The 20350-nt window shown below is 73.8% G+C and carries 15 protein-coding genes; 7 read left to right on the forward strand and 8 right to left on the reverse strand.

Annotated elements, in window-relative coordinates; all coding sequences use genetic code 11:
* The first annotated feature begins 60 nt into the window (after positions 1-60).
* From ACFYUY_RS03905 to ACFYUY_RS03920, 4 genes are all read left to right on the forward strand, one after another.
* Complete coding sequence (locus ACFYUY_RS03905; RefSeq protein ID WP_360221785.1) at positions 61-846, forward strand: hypothetical protein; 786 nt, start codon at positions 61-63, stop codon at positions 844-846.
* Positions 847-903: 57 nt separating this feature from the next.
* Positions 904-1749: a DegV family protein gene (locus ACFYUY_RS03910; protein ID WP_387897627.1), complete on the forward strand. Its 846-nt coding sequence runs from the start codon at positions 904-906 to the stop codon at positions 1747-1749.
* Positions 1750-1880: 131 nt separating this feature from the next.
* A complete protein-coding gene (locus ACFYUY_RS03915; RefSeq protein ID WP_387897630.1) occupies positions 1881-2978 on the forward strand; it encodes a helix-hairpin-helix domain-containing protein in 1098 nt (365 codons plus the stop codon).
* A 79-nt stretch (positions 2979-3057) separates the two neighbouring features.
* Positions 3058-5715 carry a ComEC/Rec2 family competence protein gene (locus tag ACFYUY_RS03920; protein ID WP_387897633.1) on the forward strand — a complete coding sequence of 886 codons (2658 nt, stop codon included), beginning with the start codon at positions 3058-3060 and terminating at the stop codon, positions 5713-5715.
* 263 nt (positions 5716-5978) lie between these two features.
* On the opposite strand, the gene ACFYUY_RS03925 is transcribed toward ACFYUY_RS03920, so the two are convergent.
* Positions 5979-6272: a hypothetical protein gene (locus tag ACFYUY_RS03925; protein ID WP_360210205.1), complete on the reverse strand. Its 294-nt coding sequence runs from the start codon at positions 6270-6272 to the stop codon at positions 5979-5981.
* A gap of 136 nt (positions 6273-6408) precedes the next feature.
* Between ACFYUY_RS03925 and holA the strand changes: the two genes are divergently transcribed.
* Positions 6409-7407: a DNA polymerase III subunit delta gene (holA, locus tag ACFYUY_RS03930; RefSeq protein ID WP_360210203.1), complete on the forward strand. Its 999-nt coding sequence runs from the start codon at positions 6409-6411 to the stop codon at positions 7405-7407.
* Between the two features lie 163 nt (positions 7408-7570).
* On the opposite strand, the gene ACFYUY_RS03935 is transcribed toward holA, so the two are convergent.
* From ACFYUY_RS03935 to ACFYUY_RS03945, 3 genes are all read right to left on the reverse strand, one after another.
* Complete coding sequence (locus ACFYUY_RS03935; protein WP_360210201.1) at positions 7571-8398, reverse strand: hypothetical protein; 828 nt, start codon at positions 8396-8398, stop codon at positions 7571-7573.
* Positions 8399-8760: 362 nt separating this feature from the next.
* Entirely contained in the window at positions 8761-9030 is a 270-nt protein-coding gene (rpsT, locus tag ACFYUY_RS03940) for a 30S ribosomal protein S20 (RefSeq protein ID WP_196951699.1), read from the reverse strand.
* Between the two features lie 155 nt (positions 9031-9185).
* On the reverse strand, positions 9186-9491 hold the full coding sequence (locus tag ACFYUY_RS03945; protein ID WP_387897638.1) for an antibiotic biosynthesis monooxygenase family protein: 306 nt from the start codon (positions 9489-9491) through the stop codon (positions 9186-9188).
* A gap of 231 nt (positions 9492-9722) precedes the next feature.
* On the opposite strand from ACFYUY_RS03945, the gene lepA reads away from it, so the two are divergent.
* Positions 9723-11591, forward strand: a complete 1869-nt coding sequence (gene lepA / locus ACFYUY_RS03950) for a translation elongation factor 4 (protein WP_360210197.1) — start codon at positions 9723-9725, stop codon at positions 11589-11591.
* 112 nt (positions 11592-11703) lie between these two features.
* Here the strand turns inward: lepA and ACFYUY_RS03955 are convergent, their stop codons facing one another.
* The 4 genes from ACFYUY_RS03955 to ACFYUY_RS03970 all read right to left on the reverse strand — a co-directional run bounded on the left by ACFYUY_RS03955 (position 11704) and on the right by ACFYUY_RS03970 (position 17967).
* Positions 11704-12783: an NAD(P)/FAD-dependent oxidoreductase gene (locus tag ACFYUY_RS03955; RefSeq protein WP_387897641.1), complete on the reverse strand. Its 1080-nt coding sequence runs from the start codon at positions 12781-12783 to the stop codon at positions 11704-11706.
* A gap of 175 nt (positions 12784-12958) precedes the next feature.
* Entirely contained in the window at positions 12959-14053 is a 1095-nt protein-coding gene (sigJ, locus tag ACFYUY_RS03960) for an RNA polymerase sigma factor SigJ (RefSeq protein ID WP_387897642.1), read from the reverse strand.
* A gap of 93 nt (positions 14054-14146) precedes the next feature.
* Positions 14147-16045: an ABC transporter ATP-binding protein gene (locus tag ACFYUY_RS03965; RefSeq protein WP_360210214.1), complete on the reverse strand. Its 1899-nt coding sequence runs from the start codon at positions 16043-16045 to the stop codon at positions 14147-14149.
* A 188-nt stretch (positions 16046-16233) separates the two neighbouring features.
* Positions 16234-17967 carry an ABC transporter ATP-binding protein gene (locus tag ACFYUY_RS03970; protein WP_387897645.1) on the reverse strand — a complete coding sequence of 578 codons (1734 nt, stop codon included), beginning with the start codon at positions 17965-17967 and terminating at the stop codon, positions 16234-16236.
* A gap of 416 nt (positions 17968-18383) precedes the next feature.
* On the opposite strand from ACFYUY_RS03970, the gene ACFYUY_RS03975 reads away from it, so the two are divergent.
* Entirely contained in the window at positions 18384-20315 is a 1932-nt protein-coding gene (locus ACFYUY_RS03975) for a long-chain fatty acid--CoA ligase (protein WP_360210190.1), read from the forward strand.
* Positions 20316-20350 lie beyond the last annotated feature (35 nt).

Raw genomic sequence — 20350 nt, forward strand, 5'->3', positions numbered from 1 at the left:
GGCAGGGCGGCCCGCGTTGGGACCGGTGGGGGCCGAAACGGTGGCGGAAGGTGGCTCGCGATGGACGTGTTCGGCGTGATGATCGGCCTGGTCCTGCTCTTCGGGATCGCGGCGCTGGTACTGGCCGTGGTCGGCACGGTGCGGGCGGCGAAGACGGTCGCCGCGAAGATCGGGCAGCACGAGGCCAACGCCCGCCGCGCCGTGGAGAACGCCACCCTCAAGGCGAAGACCTACACCAAGGCCGGGCCGCCCGGGCAGATCGCCGCCGTCCGGCTGGGCCTGCGCACCTCCCTCGACGGCACCCGGCAGGTGCTGGAGGGCGGGCTGCCCCAGGACGGCCAGCTCGGTGAGTCCCTCGCCCTGCTGACCAGGCTCGACGCGCACGCCGCCGAACTCGACGCCGAACTGCGGATGCTCGAGCGGGAGCCGGACGTCGCCCGGATCGCCGCCAAGCTGCCCGAACTGCGCCGCCGTGCCGAACGGATCACCCGCTCGGCGGAGACCATGCGCTGGGCCGCGCAGGACCGGATGCACCGGTTCGCCGACGACGAGCTCGGCCGGCTCAGCCAGGAGTGCGAGAGCGAGGCCGGGGCGCTGCGGCACTGGGACGGGCCGTCGTCCGGGGCGTCGTCCGCTTCCGGATCGTCCGCGTCGGGTTCGTCCGGTACGTCGGGCTCGTCGGGCTCCGCCGGGGCCGCGGGGGGTGCGGGAGAGCCGGCGGCACGGGCCGGGCTGACCGACGGGAAGGGGCGCGCGGGTGCGGAGGAGCTGCTCGGGCTCGCCGACCCGCTGGCCAAGCTGGCGCAGCGCTTGCGGAAGCCGTCGGCGGGGCCCACGGCCGGCTGAACGGGGCCCGCAGCAGGGCGCTGTCCTCGGCGACGAACGGGGAGTAACCTCCGCCTCATGCCCTCCGACCTCGCACTCGTCACCGATTCCACGGCCTATCTGCCGCAGGAGGCCCTCGACCGCCACGGGATCACCGTCGTCCCGCTCAGCGTCGTGGTCGGCGACTCGGTGCTCTGCGAGGGTGTGGAGATCTCGCCGAAGGACGTCGCCGAGGCGCTGCGCGGCAAGCAGCGGGTGACCACCTCCCGGCCGAACCCGGAGACCTTCGCGGCCACCTACCGGGCCGCCGCCGAGGCCGGGGCGAAGGGCGTCGTCTCCGTGCACATCTCCGGCGAGCTGTCCGGCACGGTCGAGGCGGCCAGGCTGGCCGCCGCCGAGGCACCCGTGCCGGTGCGGGTGGTGGACAGCCGACTGGTCGGCATGGCCCTCGGGTACGGGGTGCTGGCCGCCGCCGAGGCGATCGAGGCCGGGCAGGACCTCGCCTCCGCGGCTGACGCGGCGACCCGGCGCGCGGCCGGGACCAGCGGGTTCTTCTACGTCGACACCCTGGAACACCTGCGACGGGGCGGCCGGATCGGGGCGGCCCGGGCGCTGCTCGGGTCGGCGCTGGCGGTCAAGCCGCTGCTCCACCTGGACGGGGGCTGGATCGAGCCGCTGGAGAAGGTGCGCACCGCGTCACGGGCGATCGCGCGGCTGGAGGAGATCGCGGTCGAGCGTTCGGGGGACGGGGAGGTCGACATCACCGTGCACCACCTGGCGGCCGAGGACCGGGCCGAGCCGCTCGCGGAGCGGTTGCGCGCGCGGGTGCCCGGGCTGCGCGAGCTGTACGTGGGTGAGGTGGGCGCGGTGATCGGCGCACACGTCGGGCCGGGGCTGCTCGCGGTGGTGGTCGCGCCGCGCTGAGCGGCTCCTGGTCAACTCGTCGAGGCTCAACTCACTCGTGCGAGCGATCTGTTTTATCCACAACCCCCGGGTTTTCCACAGGGTTTGGGTAATTTCTGCGCGCCGGTCCGAGGGCTCCTACCGTCCTCGGCATGACGAGCTTGAGCCTGGGCGCGGCGAAGCGCCACGAGACCGACGAGACCGTACGACTGCGGATGGCGGCGCTGCTGCCTGTGGACGGTGACCGGACTGCCGGGGCGCGAGCCCCCGTGGCCGGCTCGGGCTCCGGCACCGGTGCCCCCGCCTCCGGCACCGGTGCGCCCGGCTCCGGCACCGTGACCGGGGAGCCCCCGGCGACGGGGCCGCCGGCGGGGGCGGGGCCGCCGGTAGGTGAGGGGCTGCCGGTACCGACGGCGGAGTCGGGGAGCGTGCGCGGTGCTCCGGCGCCGCCGTCCGCCTCCGACGTGCCGGGCGCGCCGGAACCGCCGGGACCACAGGACTCCTTCGGCCCGGCGATCGCGCCGCGCTTCCGGTTCGGCGCGGCCCTGGCGCTCGACCGGCGGGCGGTGGCCGGGTTGGCCGTGCTGCTGCTGTTCGCCGTCGGCTACGCCGTGCAGCATTTCTGGTTCGCCCGGCCGCAGGCGCTCCCGGTGCCGGCGCTGGCGTCCGTTCCGGGGTCGGCAGGGCCGACGGCGGCCGAGCCCGTCGTGTCCCCGGGCGAGACCACCGCCGAGAGCGCGGGCGGTGCCGGTGCCGGTGGCGCGGCGGCGGCCGTGACCGGGGGCCCCGGCCCGCCCGGTGCGCCCGACGCAGGGTCGGCCGTGGTGGTCGACGTCGGCGGGCGGGTCCACCTCCCCGGTCTGCACACCCTGCCGGGCGGGTCCCGGGTGGCCGACGCACTGAAGGCCGCGGGAGGCCCGCAGCCGGAGACGGACACCCACAACCTGAACCTGGCCCGGGTGCTGACGGACGGCGAGCAGATCCTCGTCGGCGAGTCGGCCCTTGCGCCCGCCCCCGCCGCCGGGCCCGGCGGCCTCCCGACGCCCGCCGGGCCCCGACCACCCGTCAGCCTCAACCGCGCCACCCTCGAACAGCTCGACACCCTCCCCGGCGTCGGCCCGACGCTGGCCCAGCGCATCCTCGCCTACCGCACGTCGCACGGCTCGTTCCGCTCGCTCGACCAGCTCCGACAGGTCAGCGGAATCGGCGCGCGGACGTTCGCGGAACTCCGCCCCCTGCTCACCCTCTGACGTCCACCCATCCGATCCGTCCATCGTCGACCGTCCGCCCGAGGCGGTCCGCCGCCACCCGCCGAGAGGGGGTACCGCCATGCCCGTCACCATCGACCAGGCCTCGACCGCCCGCTCCGCGGGTGCCGACTTCCGACTGCTGCTGCCGGCCGTGTCGGCCTGGGCGGTCACCGCCGCGCTCCTCGGCCTGGCGCCGCACCACCACGTCCACGCCTTCGGGTTCGCGGCCGCCGCGACGGCGGTGGCCGGCCTGCTCCTGGCCGGACGCGGGCTCCGGCGCCGCCGAGGGGCGGCGGTGACGCTGGCGGCCGTCCTGCTCACCGGGGCCGCCGCCGCGGTCGCGACCCCGCTGCACACCGCCGACCTGCACCGCGGGCCGCTGCCGGAGCTCGCCCGGGCGGCCGAGCACGCGGCGCCGCACTCCCCGGACCGGTCCGCCCGGGCGGTCGACGTGGAGTTGACCGTCGTCGGGGACCCGGCGTCCCACACGTCCCGCAGCGGCCCCGCGGGAGGGCAGACCCTCCTGACCGTCCAAGCGGTGGCCGACCGCGTCACGCTCCTCCCGGACGGCCGGAGCACCCGGACGCGGACACCCGTGACCGTCATGGTCCGGGGCCCGGAGGCCGAGCCCTGGCAGCGGCTGCTCCCGTCCCAGCGGCTGGCGGCGGAGGCCGAGGTGCGTCCGGCGGGCGAGGGGCACGAGACCGAGTCCGCGGCCCTGCTGGTCGCCCACGAGCCGCCACGGCAACTCGCTCCACCGAGCCTTCCGCAGCGGATCGCCGGGCGGCTGCGCGCGGGCCTGCGCACGGCCACCGACGGGCTCCCGCCGGATGCGCGGGGGCTGATCCCGGGCCTGGTCGTCGGGGACACCTCCCGCCTGCCCGACGACCTGGAGGACGCCTTCCGGGCCACCGACCTGGTGCACCTGGTGGCGGTCAGCGGGGCCAACCTGGCGATCGTCCTCGGCGTGCTGCTGGGCGCCCCCGGGCTGGCCGGGACCTCCGAGCGACGCGGGCTGGCCGCGGCACTGGGGCTCTCGCTGCGCACCAGCGCGCTGCTCGGGACGGCCCTGACGCTGGCCTTCGTCACCGTCTGCCGCCCGGAACCCAGCGTGCTGCGGGCCGCGGGGACGGGACTGATCGGCATGCTCGCGTTGGCCACCGGCCGCCCCCGGCAGGCGGTGCCCGCGCTCGCCGGGACGGTCCTGGTCCTCGTCCTGCTGGACCCGTTCCTCGCACGGTCCTTCGGCTTCCTGCTCTCGGTGCTCGCCACGGCAGGGTTGCTCGTCCTCGGGCCGCACTGGGCCGCGGCGTTGCGCTCCCGGGGTTGGCCGCACCACCTGGCGGGCGCCCTCGCCGCGACGGCCGCCGCGCAGGCGCTGTGCGCGCCGGTGACGGTGCTGCTGTCCGGTCACGTCAGCCTGGTCGCGATCCCGTGCAACCTGCTGGCGGAGCTCGCGGTGGCCCCGGCGACGCTGCTCGGTTTCGGGGTGCTCGTACTGCAGCCGCTGCTGCCCGGCCCGGCCGGCCTGCTCGCCGAGCCGGCCGGGGTGGCGGCGGGCTGGCTCGCGCTGGTGGCCCGGCGCGGAGCCGAGCTCCCCGGTGGCCAACTCGTCTGGCCGGGAGGGTGGTTCGGGGTCGTGACAGTCGCACTGGGCGCCCTCGCGGCCTGCTGGGCGGCGCCGCTCCTGCTGCCGCGGCGCACGGAACCCGACTCCGTCCGTCCTCATCTCCGGCCCCGCCCCCGCCCCCGGCGGCGGAGGCAATGGGTGCGGGCGCTGGTGACGGGGCTGTTGCTGGTGGTCCTGCTGGCCGTGCTGCTGCGACCGCCCCAGCTGACGAGGATCGCCACCGGCTGGCCGCCACCGGGGTGGCGGATGGTGATGTGCGACGTCGGTCAGGGGGACATGTCGGTCCTCGCGGCGGGTGTACCGGAGCGGGCGGTGGTGGTCGACGCGGGTCCGGACCCGAATGCCGCGGACAGGTGTCTGCGGGATCTCGGGGTCACGGAGGTGCCGTTGCTCCTGCTGACGCACTTCCACGCCGATCATGTCGAGGGTGTGCCGGGGGTGGTGCGGGGTCGCCGGATCGGGGCAGTCGAGGGCACCACTCTGGACGAGCCGCCGGGTGAGGTCGCCAGGGTGACGGCGTGGTCGGCCGCTGCGGGCGTACCGCTGCTGCGGGCCGGGCGGGGTGAGCGGCGGTCGGCGGGTGCGGGGCTGTCTTGGGAGGTGGTGTGGCCCGAGGCGGGGTCCGTGGTGGAGGCGCCGGGGGCGAACAACGCCAGCGTGGCGCTGCTGGTGTCGGCGGCGGACGGCCTGCGGATGGCATTGCTGGGTGACCTCGAACCACCGGCGCAGGCCGCCTTGTCGGGGCGGGTGGGGAGGGTGGACGTGTTGAAGGTGGCGCACCACGGTTCGGCTCATCAGGACTGGGCCCTGGCCGGCGAGCTGCGGCCCCGGCTGGCGTTGATCTCGTGCGGCGAGGGCAACGCCTACGGTCATCCGTCCCCGCGGACGGTGGACCGGCTACGGGCGCTGGGCGCGAGCGTGCTGCGGACCGACCGTGCGGGGGACATCGCGGTGACGGGTGACTCCCCGGCCGCGCTCGGCGTGTCCGTGCACCCGCAGGGCGCGCACGGAGCGCGCTGGGCGGATGCACACGGCGAGAGTGGGGGCGGGGTGACGGCCTCCGCCCCCGGGCGGGGCGCGCGGTCCCCGCGAGCCCCGCCCGGATGACCCCTGCCCTCCTCTCCTCCCACCTCATGGGGTGGGGAAGGGAAAGGGGTGGGGTGGGGAGGAGGGGACGGGGGGCGGGGCGGGGCGGGGCCCGGGAAACGGTTGCGGCGCGCTCCGGGCGGGCCCGGAGCGCGCCACACAGGGCCCAGCTCGATGCTCGATGCCCAGGGTTCCAGGGCTTCGAAGTTCCACGACTCCTGGGTTCGGAGCCACGTGGCCCGGGCCCGGGGCTCACCGGCTCACCCGTTCGTCGGGGTCGGGGATCAGCCCGCTTCGCGCCAGCCCTCGTACTCGGCGGCGAGGGCGTCGAGGGCGCCGAGTCGGGCCGGGGTCCAGCCGTCCTCCGGGGGTTCGACGACGACCAGCCACTGGGCGTCCTCGGCATCGTCCTCCCCGGCCAGGGCGTCGCGGACGATGTCGAGCTCGCCGAGGTCGGGGTGGGTCGCGCTGAGTTCCTCGGAGGCCTCCTCGGCGGCCTCGCGGTCGGGCAGGACGAGCAGTTGCCGGGCGTGCGGGTCGTCGACGACCGGCAGGTCGGTGGTGTGGTTCTCGGTCACCGGACCATTCTCCAGGTCGGGCGCGGGCCGGTGCGGCCGGGGAGGGCGGGCCCGCCGGGGCTGCCCGGTGGGCCGGGTGGGGTGGACCCGGCGGCCCGGCGGGGAGTGTCCGCGCCCCGTGGGATGCTGGTAGGCGATGGCCAGGAAGAGTGCACCCGACGACCTGCTCGCCCCGCTGACCCTCGCGGTCGGCCAGGAGGAGCTGCTGCTGGACCGCGCGGTCGCCCAGGTGGTGGCGGCGGCGAGGGCGGCGGATCCGGACACCGACGTGCGGGATCTGCCCCCCGGTGGCCTGCAGCCCGGCAGCCTGGCCGAGCTGACCACGCCGTCGTTGTTCGCGGAGCGCAAGGTGATCGTGGTCCGCGCCGCGCAGGACCTCTCCGCCGACTCGGTGAAGGAGGTCAAGGCGTACATCGAGTCGCCCGCCGAAGAAGTGATCGTGGTGCTGGTGCACGCGGGCGGCGCGAAGGGCAAGGGTCTGCTGGACGCCGGGCGCAAGGCCGGCGGTCGTGAGGTGGCCTGCGCCAAGCTGGCCAAGGCGAACGAGCGGTTGGCGTTCGTTCGGGGCGAGTTCCGCACGCTGGGCCGTTCGGCCACCCCGGAGGCCTGCCAGGCGCTGCTGGACGCGCTCGGCAGTGACCTGCGCGAGCTGGCGGCCGCGTGCAGCCAGCTGACCTCGGACGTCGAGGGGACGATCGACGAGACGGTGGTGGCCCGTTACTACAGCGGGCGGGCCGAGGCGACCGGCTTCGAGGTGGCGGACCTGGCGGTCACCGGCCGGGCCGCGGAGGCGCTGGAGCGGCTGCGCTGGGCGCTGGCCGTGGGCCAGCCGCCGACCGGCATCACCTACGCGCTGGCCTCCGGGGTGCGCAGCATCGGGCGGTTGGCGACCGCCGGGCGGAACATGCGCCCGGCCGACCTCGCGCGCGAGTTGGGCATGCCGCCGTGGAAGGTGGATCGGGTCCGCCAGCAGATGCGCGGGTGGACGGGCGACGGGGTGGCCACCGCGCTGACCGCGATCGCCCAGGCCGACGCCGCCGTCAAGGGCGGTTCGGACGATCCCGCCTTCGCCCTGGAGCGTGCGGTGGTCGCAGTGGCCCGCGCCTCCCGGGCCGGGTCCCGCCCCGCCTACTGACGCCCCGGTCGGCATCCTCGACCGGCACCCCACCCGGCGCCCCGACCGGCACCCCCGCCAACGGCCTGCCTGCCGCGCGGGCGCCCACCGGGCGCCCGCGGCCCGACCCCGGCCTCACCCCCGGCCCCGTCCGCGCCCCGGACGTCCGGCGGTGCGGCGACGGCTACTTGTGCATCGAGCGGACGGCGTTGCGGGCGTCCGTCTGCAGGGCGGACCGCAGGTCGTCCCTGGACGGCACCTTGCCCTTGCCCTCGGTGTAGCTGGCCGAGTAGGAGATGTAGAACGTCATCCCGCCGTCCCGCACGTCCACTTCGGCGCTGATGCTGTGCCAGGTCTTGTCCGAGCTGCCCGCGTCGTCCTTGTACAGGAAGTACGCCTCCTCGCCGATCCCCGGGACGTCGGTGACCTGGTAGTCGCGCGCCCGGTAGACCTCCTTGGCGGCGGCGAACTCGGGTGCAGGGTTGACCGCCTTGTGCAGGTCGGCGCGCAGGTAGACGGACGCGTAGTCGGTGTCGGAGCTGCTGGCGCCGGTGCGCTTGAGCGACATCGAGCAGTTCATGCTGTCCAGGGCGGGGTGCCGGTCGCTGTGGTGGGTCGGCGGGCTGGTGTCGGAGGCGCTGTAGGTGGTGAGCAGGCTGGAGGGCTTGCCGGTGGTGCAGAAGTCGTCGGAGACCTGGTAGGCGCTCACGCTCCGGGGCGAGGAGTCGGTGCTGACCACGCCGGGGACGACGAGCACGGCGGTGGCCCAGCCGGCCGAGGCGAGCAGGGCACCGACGAAGGCCCAGACGGTGTTGCGCCGCAGGTTTCCGCCGCCGGGGCGCCCGGGTGTGGGGTGGCCCGGTGCGGCGGCTCCCGGGAGGAGGCCGCCGGGTGCGGGCGGCAGCAGTCCGGTCGGCGGTCCGAAGCCCGGCGACGCGCCCGGCGCGGGCGTGCCCGCTCCGGCGACCGGCCCCGGTGCCTGCTGCGGGAAGCCGTATCCCGGCCGGTTCACCGCTCCCGGGTGCGGCTGGGCCCCTGGCCGGGCTCCGGGCTGGGCCCCCGGCTGTGGCTGAGGCTGCTGCGGCGGTGGTGGTGGCGTCGTCATGGAGTCAGTCCCCCTCGGGCCCGGTGTCGTGGTGCTCCCCGCACCTCCGATCGCGCGTGACCAGACCATAGCGGCCGGACCGCGGAACGCGACAGGCGCCGCGGCCGGCCTCCGGGGAGGAGGTCGGCGGCGACGCCTGTCGTACTGCTCTGTGCACCGCACCCGCGTGGCGAACGCAGGCCGCGTACGGTGCGAGTCTCGCGCGCCTCAGGGGTCCGGGTAGAGGGCCGGGGCGTCCCGAGGCGGTGGGGGCCGGGGCCCCCGGGGCGTCAGGCCTGGGCGGCCGCGTTGACGCGCTTGGTGATGGCCGACTTCTTGTTGGCGGCCTGGTTGGCGTGGATGACGCCCTTGCTCACGGCCTTGTCGAGCGCCTTGGAGGCGGCGCGGGCCAGCACGACGGCCTTCTCGGTCTCGCCGGCGGCAGCGGCCTCACGGGCCTTGCGCAGAGCGGTCTTCAGCGAGGACTTGACGGCCTTGTTGCGCAGGCGCGCCTTCTCGTTGGTCTTGTTGCGCTTGATCTGGGACTTGATGTTCGCCACGAAGGAGCCTCAGTCTTGTCTGAAAAGGATTGAACGGGCTGCACCGGCGGCCGCCGGTCCTGCTGAGAGGGCATGCCGGGGCCAGGTGCAGCTGACCACGCTACCAGGGGGCCCGCCGCCGACCCAAACCGGCCGCGGCCGGAGCCCGGGTCCGGTCAGGCCCGCAGCACCGGCTCCCCGTAGTGCTCGACCTCCGGGAACGGCCGGTAGAAGCGGTGCAGCAGCTCCCGCCAGCGCTGGTACTCGGCGGAGGTGCGGAAGCCCTCGGTGTGGTCGGTGAGGGTCTCCCACTCGACCTGGAGGAGGAAGCGCGAGCCGCGGCCCTCGTCGAGGCAGCGCCGCAGTTCCAGGGAGCGGAAGCCGTGCTGGACGGCGATCAGGGGGCGGGCCTCGGTGAAGGCGGCGAGGAATTCGTCCTCCTGGCCGGGCAGGACGTCGAGCAGGGCGCTTTCCAGGATCATGGCGGGCCATCCTGCCGTTCCGGGGACGTTCCGCGGAAGGCGGGGGAGCGCCCCACGGGCGCCCCGGGAGCGCCTCGGGGGCGGTCGGGGCGGACCGAACGGCGGCCGGTGCCGTGGTCGTGGGAGGATGGGGGGACTATTTCGATCGGACGAGACTGTCCGGTCCCCGGGAAACCGGTCAGCGATGATCCGGACACCCCCGGCCCCGGACCAACGGAGAATCGGACCAAGGTGCCCGCGACCCCCAGCAATGTGCCAGAGCCCAGCCGTACCGACCCGGCGCTGATCCGCAACTTCTGCATCATCGCCCACATCGACCACGGCAAGTCGACGCTCGCAGACCGGATGCTGCAGATCACCGGCGTCGTCGACCCGCGGCAGATGCGTGCCCAGTACCTCGACCGCATGGACATCGAGCGCGAGCGCGGCATCACGATCAAGTCGCAGGCGGTCCGCCTCCCGTGGGCGCCGAAGACCGGTCCGAACGCCGGGACGACGCACATCCTCAACATGATCGACACCCCGGGTCACGTGGACTTCACGTACGAGGTGTCCCGTTCCCTCGCTGCCTGCGAGGGGACCATCCTGGTCGTCGACGCGGCCCAGGGCATCGAGGCGCAGACCCTCGCCAACCTGTACCTGGCGCTGGAGAACGACCTCACGATCGTCCCGGTGCTGAACAAGATCGACCTGCCGGCCGCCCAGCCGGAGAAGTACGCCGCGGAGATCGCGCACATCATCGGCTGCGACCCCTCGGACGTGCTGCAGGTCAGCGCCAAGACCGGTCTCGGCGTCGAGGACCTGCTCGACCACATCGTCAACACCGTCCCGGCCCCGGTCGGCGTCAAGGACGCCCCGGCCCGCGCGATGATCTTCGACTCGGTCTACGACTCCTACCGCGGCGTGGTCACCTACGTGCGTGTCGTGGACGGTCAGCTCACCAAGCGCGAGCGGATCGCCATGATGTCCACCGGCGCGACCCACGAGCTGCTGGAGATCGGCGTCATCTCGCCGGAGCCGAAGGTCGCCGACGGCCTGGGCGTCGGCGAGGTGGGCTACATCATCACCGGTGTGAAGGACGTCCGGCAGTCCAAGGTCGGTGACACGATCACCTCGATGCACAAGGGTGCGACCGAGGCGCTGGGCGGCTACAAGGACCCGCGCCCGATGGTGTTCTCCGGCCTCTACCCGCTGGACGGCTCGGACTACCCGCTGCTGCGCGACGCCCTGGACAAGCTGCGGCTCAACGACGCGGCCCTGGTGTACGAGCCGGAGACCTCGGTGGCGCTCGGCTTCGGCTACCGCTGCGGCTTCCTCGGCCTGCTGCACCTGGAGATCATCCGGGAGCGCCTGGAGCGCGAGTTCAACCTCGACCTGATCTCCACCGCCCCGAACGTGATCTACCGGGTGATCATGGAGGACGGCACCGAGCACACCGTCACCAACCCGAGCGAGTTCCCGACCGGCAAGATCGCCGAGGTCTACGAGCCGGTCGTGCGCGGCACCATCCTGGCGCCCAACGAGTTCGTCGGCGCGATCATGGAGCTGTGCCAGTCCCGCCGCGGCAACCTGCAGGGCATGGACTACCTGTCCGAGGACCGGGTCGAGCTGCGCTACACCCTGCCCCTCGCCGAGATCGTCTTCGACTTCTTCGACCAGCTGAAGTCCAAGACCCGCGGCTACGCCTCGCTCGACTACGAGCCCATCGGCGAGCAGAGCGCCAACCTGGTCAAGGTCGACATCCTGCTGCACGGCGACGCGGTGGACGCCTTCTCCGCGATCGTGCACAAGGACAAGGCCTACGGCTACGGCGTGATGATGGCCGGCAAGCTGCAGAAGCTGATCCCCCGCCAGCAGTTCGAGGTGCCGATCCAGGCCGCCATCGGCTCCCGGGTGATCGCCCGTGAGACGGTCCGCGCGATCCGCAAGGACGTCCTCGCCAAGTGCTACGGCGGTGACATCTCGCGCAAGCGCAAGCTGCTGGAGAAGCAGAAGGAGGGCAAGAAGCGGATGAAGATGGTCGGCCGCGTGGAGGTCCCGCAGGAGGCCTTCATCGCCGCGCTGTCCACCGACGCCGAGGCGCCCAAGGACAAGAAGTAACCGCAGGCGACCGAAGGGGCCCGGGCATCCGCCCGGGCCCCTTCGCGCGTCCCGGGCCCCTTCGCGCGTCCGGGTCCGGTCCGGCCGGTGGCCGCCGCCGGGCCGCCGTGGGCTACTTCAGCGCGCCGTAGACGCCGCCGACGATCGCCGCCTTGGCCAGCCGCCCGGCCGTGCCGGTGAGCACGGTGGGCCGCATCGAGTCGTCCGCGTGGATCAGTTGGAGCAGCCCGTCGTGCCGGCCCAGGCTCACGCACTGCGCGACGTACTTGAACGAGTACGGCGCCGTGGTGGCCCCGTCGAGCAGCTTGCCGAGGTAGCGGCCCATCGGCAGGGCGGTGGCGCAGCCCATCCGCAGGGTGCCGATGCCGGGCAGCGTCACCGCGGCGGCGTCGCCGACCACGTGGACGTCCGGGTGGGAGACCGACCGCAGCCGGTCGTCGACGACGGCCCGGCCGCGGGCGTCCACGGCCAGCCCGGCCTCGGCGGCCAGCGGGTGGGGCTCCATCGAGGCGGCCCAGACGGTGACCTCGGCGTCGACCGGGCCGGTGGTGGTGCGCAGCCCGTCGGCGGTGACCGCGGTGACGGTGGCCTGCTCGTGGACGGTGACGCCGAGCCGGTCGAGGGCGCGCAGGACGTGGGCGCGGCCCCTGGGCGAGTAGATGCCGCCGACCTGCCCGGCGGCGACGATGTGCACCCGCCACTGCGGGTGGCTCTCGGCGAGTTCGGTGGCCAGTTCGATGCCGGTCGGTCCGCCGCCGACCACGGCCAGGGTGCCGGGCCGGTCGGCCGTGCGCAGCCGGCGGTCGATTTCGGCGGCCTGCTCGGCGGAGTACGCGTGCTCGGCGGCGCCGGGGACGTCGTGCCAGGCGGTGCGGCTGCCGAGGGCGTAGACGAGGGTGTCGTAGCCGAGGGTGGTGCCGTCGTCGAGCCGGACCCGGTGGTCGGCGAGGTCGATCCCGACGGCCCTGGCCCGCCGGTGGTCGACCTGCCGGCCGCGGACGAGGTGGCCGATGGTCGGCCACTGCCGGCCGTGACCGGCCGCCGTCTCGTGCAGGCGGACCCGGTGGAGCAGCCGCTCCTCGGGTGCGACCAGGGTGACGGGGCGCCGCTTCCCGGCGCGCTTGGCGACGCTGAGGCCCGCGTAGCCGGCTCCCAGTACGACGATCCGCTGGTGGGTGGTGGTGCCGCTCATCTCGTCCGCCTCCATTCGGTGCGCCCGCGCGGAGCGCTGTTCGGGAGGGGGACGACGCGGCCGGCGGGAGTGTGACGGTGACCCGTGTCACATCCCGGCCGGGCCGCGGTCACACGCCGGCCGGGCCGTCGTCACACGCCGACCGGGCCGTCGTCACACGCCGACCGGGCCGTCGTCACACGCCGATCGGGTCGATGTGGCCCAGCTTCTCCGGGTTGACCACCACGTACGCCTGGGTGATCCGCCCGTCGGCGACGTCGAGGGCGACCACGCCGCCGACGGTGCCGGTGGCCTTCTCGTACCAGACGATCCCCGGCTCGCCGTTGACCTGGGCGAAGCCGAAGCCGTGGTCGGGGGTGGACCACTTGGTGACCAGTCCGACCACCAGCCGGGCCACGTTCCAGGCGCCGAGGACGGGGCGGGCGGCGGCGCGGACGATGCCGCCGCCGTCGGCGTGCCAGACCACGTCCGGGTCGAGGACCTCCAGGAGGGCCTGGAGGTCGCCGCGTGCGGTGGCGGCGGCGAAGGCCTCGACGGCCTGGCGGTGCTCGGCCGGGTCGGCGCCGGTGCGCCGACCGCCGTCGCGCACCCGCCGGCGGGCGCGGGAGGCCAGCTGCCGGGTGGCGTCGGGGGTGCGGTCGAGGGAGGTGGCGATCTCGTCGAAGCCGACGGCGAAGACGTCGTGCAGCACGAACGCGGCCCGCTCGGCCGGGGTGAGCTGCTCCAGCACGGTGAGCAGCGCGAGCGAGACGGACTCGCCGCGTTCGGCCAGGTCGGCGGGGGAGTCGGGGGCGGAGGCGTAGGAGACGGACGGCTCGGGCAGCCACTCGCCGTAGTAGGCCTCGCGGCGGGCCCGGGCGGAGCCGAGCTGGTCGTAGCAGAGCCGGGTGACGACGGTGGTCAGGAAGGCGCGCGGGTCGTGGACGGCGGTGCGGTCGGCGGCCCGCCAGCGCAGCCAGGCGTCCTGCAGGACGTCCTCGGCGTCGGTGAACGAGCCGAGCAGCCGGTAGGCGACGGAGCCGAGGTAGCGCCGGTTCGCCTCGAAGGCGTCCGGCGCGCGGTCGCCGCCCGTGTCCCCGCCCGTGTCCCCGCCCGTGTCGTCTGCCGTGTCGTGCGCCGTGTCGCCGACCCCGGCGCGGGCGGTCCCGGTACCGGCGGTCCCGCCCCGGGCGGTCGCGCCGCCGGGCTCGCCGCCGGTCCCGCCCGTCCTGCCCGTCCCACCGGCCGTGTCGTCGTCACCGGCGGCCCTGGCCGCGTCCTCGGAGATCACGGGCCCACGGTAGCGAAGCCGGTGCGGAACGCGAAGGGCCGGGGCGGTGGAGTCCCGCCCCGGCCCTCCGGCCGTCCCCCGTGCCCGTCCGGGTCAGTCCACCTCGGCCACGGCCTCCGCGAACTGCGCCTGGTACAGCCGCGCGTACGCGCCGTCGGCAGCGATCAGCTCGTCGTGGGTGCCCTGTTCGACGATCGAGCCGTTCTCCATCACCAGGATCACGTCGGCGTCCCGGATGGTGGAGAGCCGGTGGGCGATCACGAAGCTGGTGCGGCCGGTGCGCAGCCGGGCCATGGCCCGCTGGATCAGCACCTCGGTGCGGGTGTCGACGGAGCTGGTCGCCTCGTCCAGGACGAGGATCGACGGCTGGGCGAGGAAGGCGCGGGCGATGGTGATCAGCTGCTTCTCGCCGGTGCTGACGCCGGTGCCCTCGTCGTCGATGACGGTGTCGTAGCCGTCCGGCAGGGTGCGCACGAAGCGGTCGACGTGGGCGGCCCTGGCGGCCTCGACGACCTGGTCGCGGGTGGCGCCCTGGGCGCCGTAGGCGATGTTGTCGGCGATGGTGCCGCCGAACAGCCAGGTGTCCTGGAGCACCATGCCGATGCCGGAGCGCAGCTCCTCGCGGGACATCGCGGAGATGTCGACCCCGTCGAGGGTGATCCGCCCGGAGCTGACCTCGTAGAACCGCATCAGCAGGTTGACCAGGGTGGTCTTGCCGGCGCCGGTGGGGCCGACGATGGCGACGGTCTGGCCGGGTTCGACCTTGAGCGACAGGTCCTCGATGAGGGGCTTCCCGGGCTCGTAGCGGAAGGACACGTCCTGGAAGGCGACCCGGCCGTGGACGGTGTCGGGGCGTTCGGGCATGGCCGGTTCGGGGGTCTGCTCGGGGGCGTCCAGCAGTTCGAAGACGCGCTCGGCGGAGGCGACCCCGGACTGCACCAGGTTGGCCATGCTGGCGACCTGGGTGAGCGGCTGGCTGAACTGCCGCGAGTACTGGATGAACGCCTGGACGTCGCCGATGGACAGCGCGCCGCTGGCGACCCGCAGGCCGCCGACGACGGCGACCAGCACGTACTGCAGGTTGCCGATCAGCATCATCGCGGGCTGGATGATCCCGGAGATGAACTGCGCCCGGAAGCTGGAGGCGAACAGCGCCTCGTTGTGCTCGCGGAAGGTCTCGGCGGACTCGCGCTGGCGGCCGAACACCTTCACCAGGGTGTGGCCGGTGTACATCTCCTCGATGTGGGCGTTGAGCTGGCCGGTGGACTTCCACTGCTGGACGAACTGCGGCTGCGCCCGCCGGCCGACCTTGGCGGCGACGACCACCGACAGCGGCACCGAGACCAGGGCGATCACGGCGAGCAGCGGGGAGATCCAGAACATCATGGCGAGCACGCCGACCACGGTGAGCAGCGAGTTGACGACCTGTCCCATGGTCTGCTGCATGGACTGGCCGATGTTGTCGATGTCGTTGGTGACCCGGCTGAGCACCTCGCCGCGGGGCTGCTTGTCGAAGTAGCTGAGCGGCAGCCGGGAGAGCTTGGCCTCGACGTCCTGGCGCAGCCGGTAGCCGGCCCGCTGGATGGCCGTGGTGGCCAGCCGGCCCTGGGCGATGCCGAACACGGCGGAGGCGACGTAGATGGCCAGGACCCAGAGCAGGACGGTGCCGATGGCGCCGAAGTCCATGCCCTGGCCGGGGGTGAAGTCCACGGAGGAGAGCAGGTCGGCGACGCCGCCCTGGCCCTGGGCGCGCAGCCCGTCGACGACCTGGGTCTTGGAGGTGCCGGGTGCGAAGCGGGCGCCGACGACGCCGGCGAAGATCAGGTCGGTGGCGTTGCCGAGGATCTTGGGGCCGACGACGGCGCAGCCGATGCTGACGACGCCGAGCGTCAGCACGCCGGAGAGCAGGGCGCGTTCGGGGCGCAGCAGGGCGAGCAGGCGCTTGCCGGAGCCCTTGAAGTCCATGGACTTCTCGGTGCCCTGGCCGCCCATGAAGCGGCCCGGGCCGGCCGGGCCGCGGCGGGCGGCGGCGGCCTGCGAGTCGCTGGGGAGCTCGCTGCCGGCCGCAGCGGGCCCGCGGCCGGGCGCCTTGCCCGGGCCGGGCGCCTTGCCCAGGTCGGGGGCCTCGCCCGGGTCGGTCTGGTCCTCGGGGGCCTTGTCGGGGGCCTTCTCGGGGGTGGTCACGCCGCCTCCTGCTCGGTGAGCTGGGAGAGCACGATCTCCCGGTACGTCGGGTTGTCGGCCATCAGTTCGCGGTGGGTGCCGGTGCCGACGACCGCGCCCTCGTCGAGGACGATGATCCGGTCGGCGTCGCGGATGGTGGAGACGCGCTGGGCGACGATCAGCACGGTGGCGTTCGAGGTCTCGCGGGCGAGGGCCTTGCGCAGCCGGGCGTCCGTCGCGTAGTCGAGCGCGGAGAAGGAGTCGTCGAAGAGGTAGACGTCGGGCTTGCGGACGAGGGCGCGGGCGATGGCGAGGCGCTGGCGCTGGCCGCCGGAGACGTTGCCGCCGCCCTGGGAGATGGGGGCGTCCAGGCCTTCGGGGAGCTTCTCGACGAAGTCCTTGGCCTGGGCGATCTCCAGGGCGTGCCAGAGCTCCTCGTCGGTGGCGTCGGGCCGGCCGTAGCGGAGGTTGCTGGCGACGGTGCCGGAGAACAGGTAGGGCTTCTGCGGGACGAGGCCGATGCACTCGGCGATCGCGTCGGCGGCGAGTTCGCGGACGTCGACGCCGTCCAGCAGGACCTGTCCCGAGGTGGCGTCGAACAGCCGGGGGACGAGGCCGAGCAGGGTGGACTTGCCGCTGCCGGTGGAGCCGATGACGGCGGTGGTCTCGCCGGGGCGGGCGGTGATGTCGACGCCGCGCAGCACGGAGGCCTCGGCCCCGGGGTAGCGGAAGTCGACGTCGCGCAGTTCGAGGTTGCCGCGGCGCAGCACCTCGGTGACGGGGGCGGCGGGCGGCACGACGCTGGAGGAGGTGGCGAGCACCTCGTCGATGCGTTCGGCGCAGACCTCGGCGCGCGGCACCATCATGAACATGAAGGTGGCCATCATGACGCTCATCAGGATCTGCATCAGGTAGGAGAGGAAGGCGGTGAGCGCACCGATCTCCATGCCGCCGCTGTCGATCCGGTGGGCGCCGAACCAGAGCACGGCGACGCTGGAGACGTTCACCACCAGCATGACGGCCGGGAACATGAAGGACATCAGCCGGCCGACCTGGAGGGCGACGTGGGTGAGGTCCCCGTTGGCGCCGGCGAAGCGGGCCTGCTCGTGGTCGTCCTTGACGAAGGCGCGGATGACCCGGATGCCGGTGATCTGTTCCCGCAGGACGCGGTTCACCGTGTCGATCCGCTCCTGCATGCTGCGGAACTTGGGGCGCAGCGAGCGCACCAGCAGGATGACGACGGCGGCGAGGAGCGGGATGACGGCGAGCAGCAGGCCGGACAGCGGGACGTCCTGGTTGAGCGCCATGATGATGCCGCCGACGCACATGATCGGGGCGGCGACCATGAGCGTGAAGCTCATCAGGGCCAGCATCTGGACCTGCTGGACGTCGTTGGTGGTGCGGGTGATGAGCGAGGGGGCGCCGAACTGGCCCATCTCGCGGGAGGAGAAGGTCTGCACCCGGTCGAAGACGGCGGCGCGCACGTCCCGTCCGAAGGCCATCGCGGTGCGGGCGCCGTAGTAGACGGCGCCGATCGAGCAGACGGCCTGGACGAGGGTGACGCCGATCATCACGCCGCCGACGCGCAGGATGTAGCCGGTGTCGCCCTTGACCACCCCGTCGTCGATGATGTCGGCGTTGAGCGTCGGCAGGTAGAGCGCGGCGAGGGTGGACACCAGCTGGAGGGCGACCAGCAGGGCGATCGGTCGGGTGTAGGGGCGCAGGTACGCCCTGAGCAGTCTGATCAGCACTGGCACACTCTTGTCGTCGGCGGGTGGATTCGCACCCCAATTCTCGGTCTTTGGTGCACTCGTACAGGCGATTCGCGGGGTGCGAGCCGGAGGTTTGTCCAGTCCTTTGCCGAATCGCCCGGCGGGCCCGGTTGTATCGTTCACGCGGGCCCGGTCGTCAGGTCGGCGCGGGCCCGGTCGTACGGTCCGCGCCGGCCCGTTCCCGCGGGTCGGGCAGGGGTCGCGGGGCGGACACCGGCGCCGCGGGGGCGTGCCAGCTGGCCTCGCCCCCTTACGGAATGACCGGTTTCCCCCTAGGCTGCTGATTGCCCCCTTGTTACTCGCCGGTACCGAACAGGTGAACCGGGGGCCCGGCGACCGCCCCCACGGACGCCGCGACAATCCCTCAGACGGCCACCCGCCCCCGGAGGTCCTCGTTGAGTTCCGCGCAGTCCCTGATCGACTCCGGCAGTGCCGACATCGTCGCCGGGCGTCCCGCCTCCGTCGCCCACCTGTTCCTGGAGCGGGTCGCCCTGACCCCGAACGGCGAGGCCTACCGCTACCCGGCCCCGGTCGACGAGCAGGCCGCGGACAGCGCCCCCGGCGCCGAGCAGTGGCGCTCGCTCACCTGGGCGCAGACCGCCACCCGGGTCAAGGCGGTGGCCGCCGGTCTGATGGCGCTGGGCATCCAGCCGGAGGACCGCGTCGCCCTGGCCGCCTCCACCCGGCTCGAGTGGGTCATCGCCGACCTCGGGAACATGTGCGCGGGCGCCGCCACGACGACCGTCTACCCGAGCACCAACGCCGACGAGACGGCCTTCATCCTCTCCAACTCGGGCTCCAGAGCGCTGTTCGCCGAGAACACCGCCCAGCTGGCCAAGGCCGTCGACCAGATCGGGCAGCTGCCCGACCTGCGCACGGTCATCCTCTTCGACGGGCCCGAGCCCGGCGCCGAGGCCCCCGCCACCGGCGGCCTGGAGGTGCTCACCCTCGCCGAACTGGAGCAGCGCGGCGCGGCCTACCTGGAGGAGCACCCGGACGCCGTCGAGAAGGCCGTCGCCGCCCTCGACAAGGAGCAGCTGGCCACCCTCATCTACACCTCCGGCACCACCGGCCGCCCCAAGGGCGTGCGCCTGGTGCACGACTGCTGGGCGTACGAGGGCCGGGCCCAGGAGGCCAGCGGACTGCTGCGCTCCGACGACGTCCAGTTCATGTGGCTGCCGCTGTCGCACGTCTTCGGCAAGACGCTGATCTCCGGGCAGATCGCCACCGGCCACGTGATGGCCGTGGACGGCCGGGTCGACCGGATCATCCACAACCTGCCGGCCATCCGGCCGACCGTGATGGCCTCGGCGCCGCGCATCTTCGAGAAGGTGTACAACGGCATCGCCGGCCGGGCCCGTGCCGAGGGCGGGGCCAAGTACAAGATCTTCCTGTGGGCCGCCAAGGTCGCCCGGGCCCACGCCCGGGCCGTGCAGGAGAGCCGGATCGCCACCGGCACCGGCACCGCCCCGCTCGGGCTGCGGCTCCAGCACGCCCTGGCCGACAAGCTCGTCTACGCCAAGATCCGGGCGGCCTTCGGCGGCCGGCTGCGCGGTGCCGTCTCCGGCAGCGCCGCCCTCGCCCCCGAGATCGGCTACTTCTTCCTCGGCGCCGGCGTGCCGATCCTGGAGGGCTACGGGCTCAGCGAGACCAGCGCCGGCTCCTGCGTCAACCGCGAGGAGGACGTCCGGATCGGCACCGTCGGCCGCGCCCTGCCCGGCACCGAGGTCCGGATCGCCGAGGACGGCGAGATCCTGCTGCGCGGCCCCGGCATCATGCGCGGCTACCACGACCTGCCGGAGAAGACCGCCGAGGTGCTGGAGGCCGACGGCTGGTTCCACACCGAGGACATCGGCGAGCTCAGCGCCGACGGCTTCCTGCGGATCACCGACCGCAAGAAGGACCTGTTCAAGACCTCCGGCGGCAAGTACGTCGCGCCCAGCGAGGTCGAGGGCAAGTTCAAGGCGGTCTGCCCGTTCGTCAGCAACATCCTGGTGATCGGCAACGGCCGCAACTACTGCACCGCGCTGATCGGCCTCGACGAGGCGGTCATCATGCCGTGGGCGGCCGAGCACGGCATGGCCGGCCGGTCCTACGCCGAGGTGGTCGCCGACCCGCAGGTGCACCAGCTGATCGAGGGCTTCGTCAAGCGGCTCAACGCGGACCTGCAGCGCTGGCAGACGATCAAGCGGTTCCACCTGCTGCCGCGTGACCTCGACATCGAGCACGGCGAGCTCACCCCGAGCCTGAAGATCAAGCGCCCGGTGGTCGAGCGGACCTACGCGGACGCCGTCACCGCGATGTACGCGGGCGCCAACGAGGCCTGAGCCACCCGCCCCGTACGGTCCGCGCCCGGTCGCGC

The organism is Kitasatospora sp. NPDC004745, assembly GCF_042873275.1.
Lineage (GTDB): Bacteria > Actinomycetota > Actinomycetes > Streptomycetales > Streptomycetaceae > Kitasatospora.

What these genes read in the sequence shown, in the direction of transcription:
- ACFYUY_RS03905 (WP_360221785.1), top strand. Translation starts at nt 61, where the DNA reads ATGGACGTGTTCGGCGTGATGATCGGCCTGGTCCTGCTCTTCGGGATC.
- ACFYUY_RS03910 (WP_387897627.1), top strand. Translation starts at nt 904, where the DNA reads ATGCCCTCCGACCTCGCACTCGTCACCGATTCCACGGCCTATCTGCCG.
- ACFYUY_RS03915 (WP_387897630.1), top strand. Translation starts at nt 1,881, where the DNA reads ATGACGAGCTTGAGCCTGGGCGCGGCGAAGCGCCACGAGACCGACGAG.
- ACFYUY_RS03920 (WP_387897633.1), top strand. Translation starts at nt 3,058, where the DNA reads ATGCCCGTCACCATCGACCAGGCCTCGACCGCCCGCTCCGCGGGTGCC.
- holA (WP_360210203.1), top strand. Translation starts at nt 6,409, where the DNA reads ATGGCCAGGAAGAGTGCACCCGACGACCTGCTCGCCCCGCTGACCCTC.
- ACFYUY_RS03945 (WP_387897638.1), bottom strand. Translation starts at nt 9,491, where the DNA reads ATGATCCTGGAAAGCGCCCTGCTCGACGTCCTGCCCGGCCAGGAGGAC.
- ACFYUY_RS03955 (WP_387897641.1), bottom strand. Translation starts at nt 12,783, where the DNA reads ATGAGCGGCACCACCACCCACCAGCGGATCGTCGTACTGGGAGCCGGC.
- ACFYUY_RS03965 (WP_360210214.1), bottom strand. Translation starts at nt 16,045, where the DNA reads ATGGGCGGCCAGGGCACCGAGAAGTCCATGGACTTCAAGGGCTCCGGC.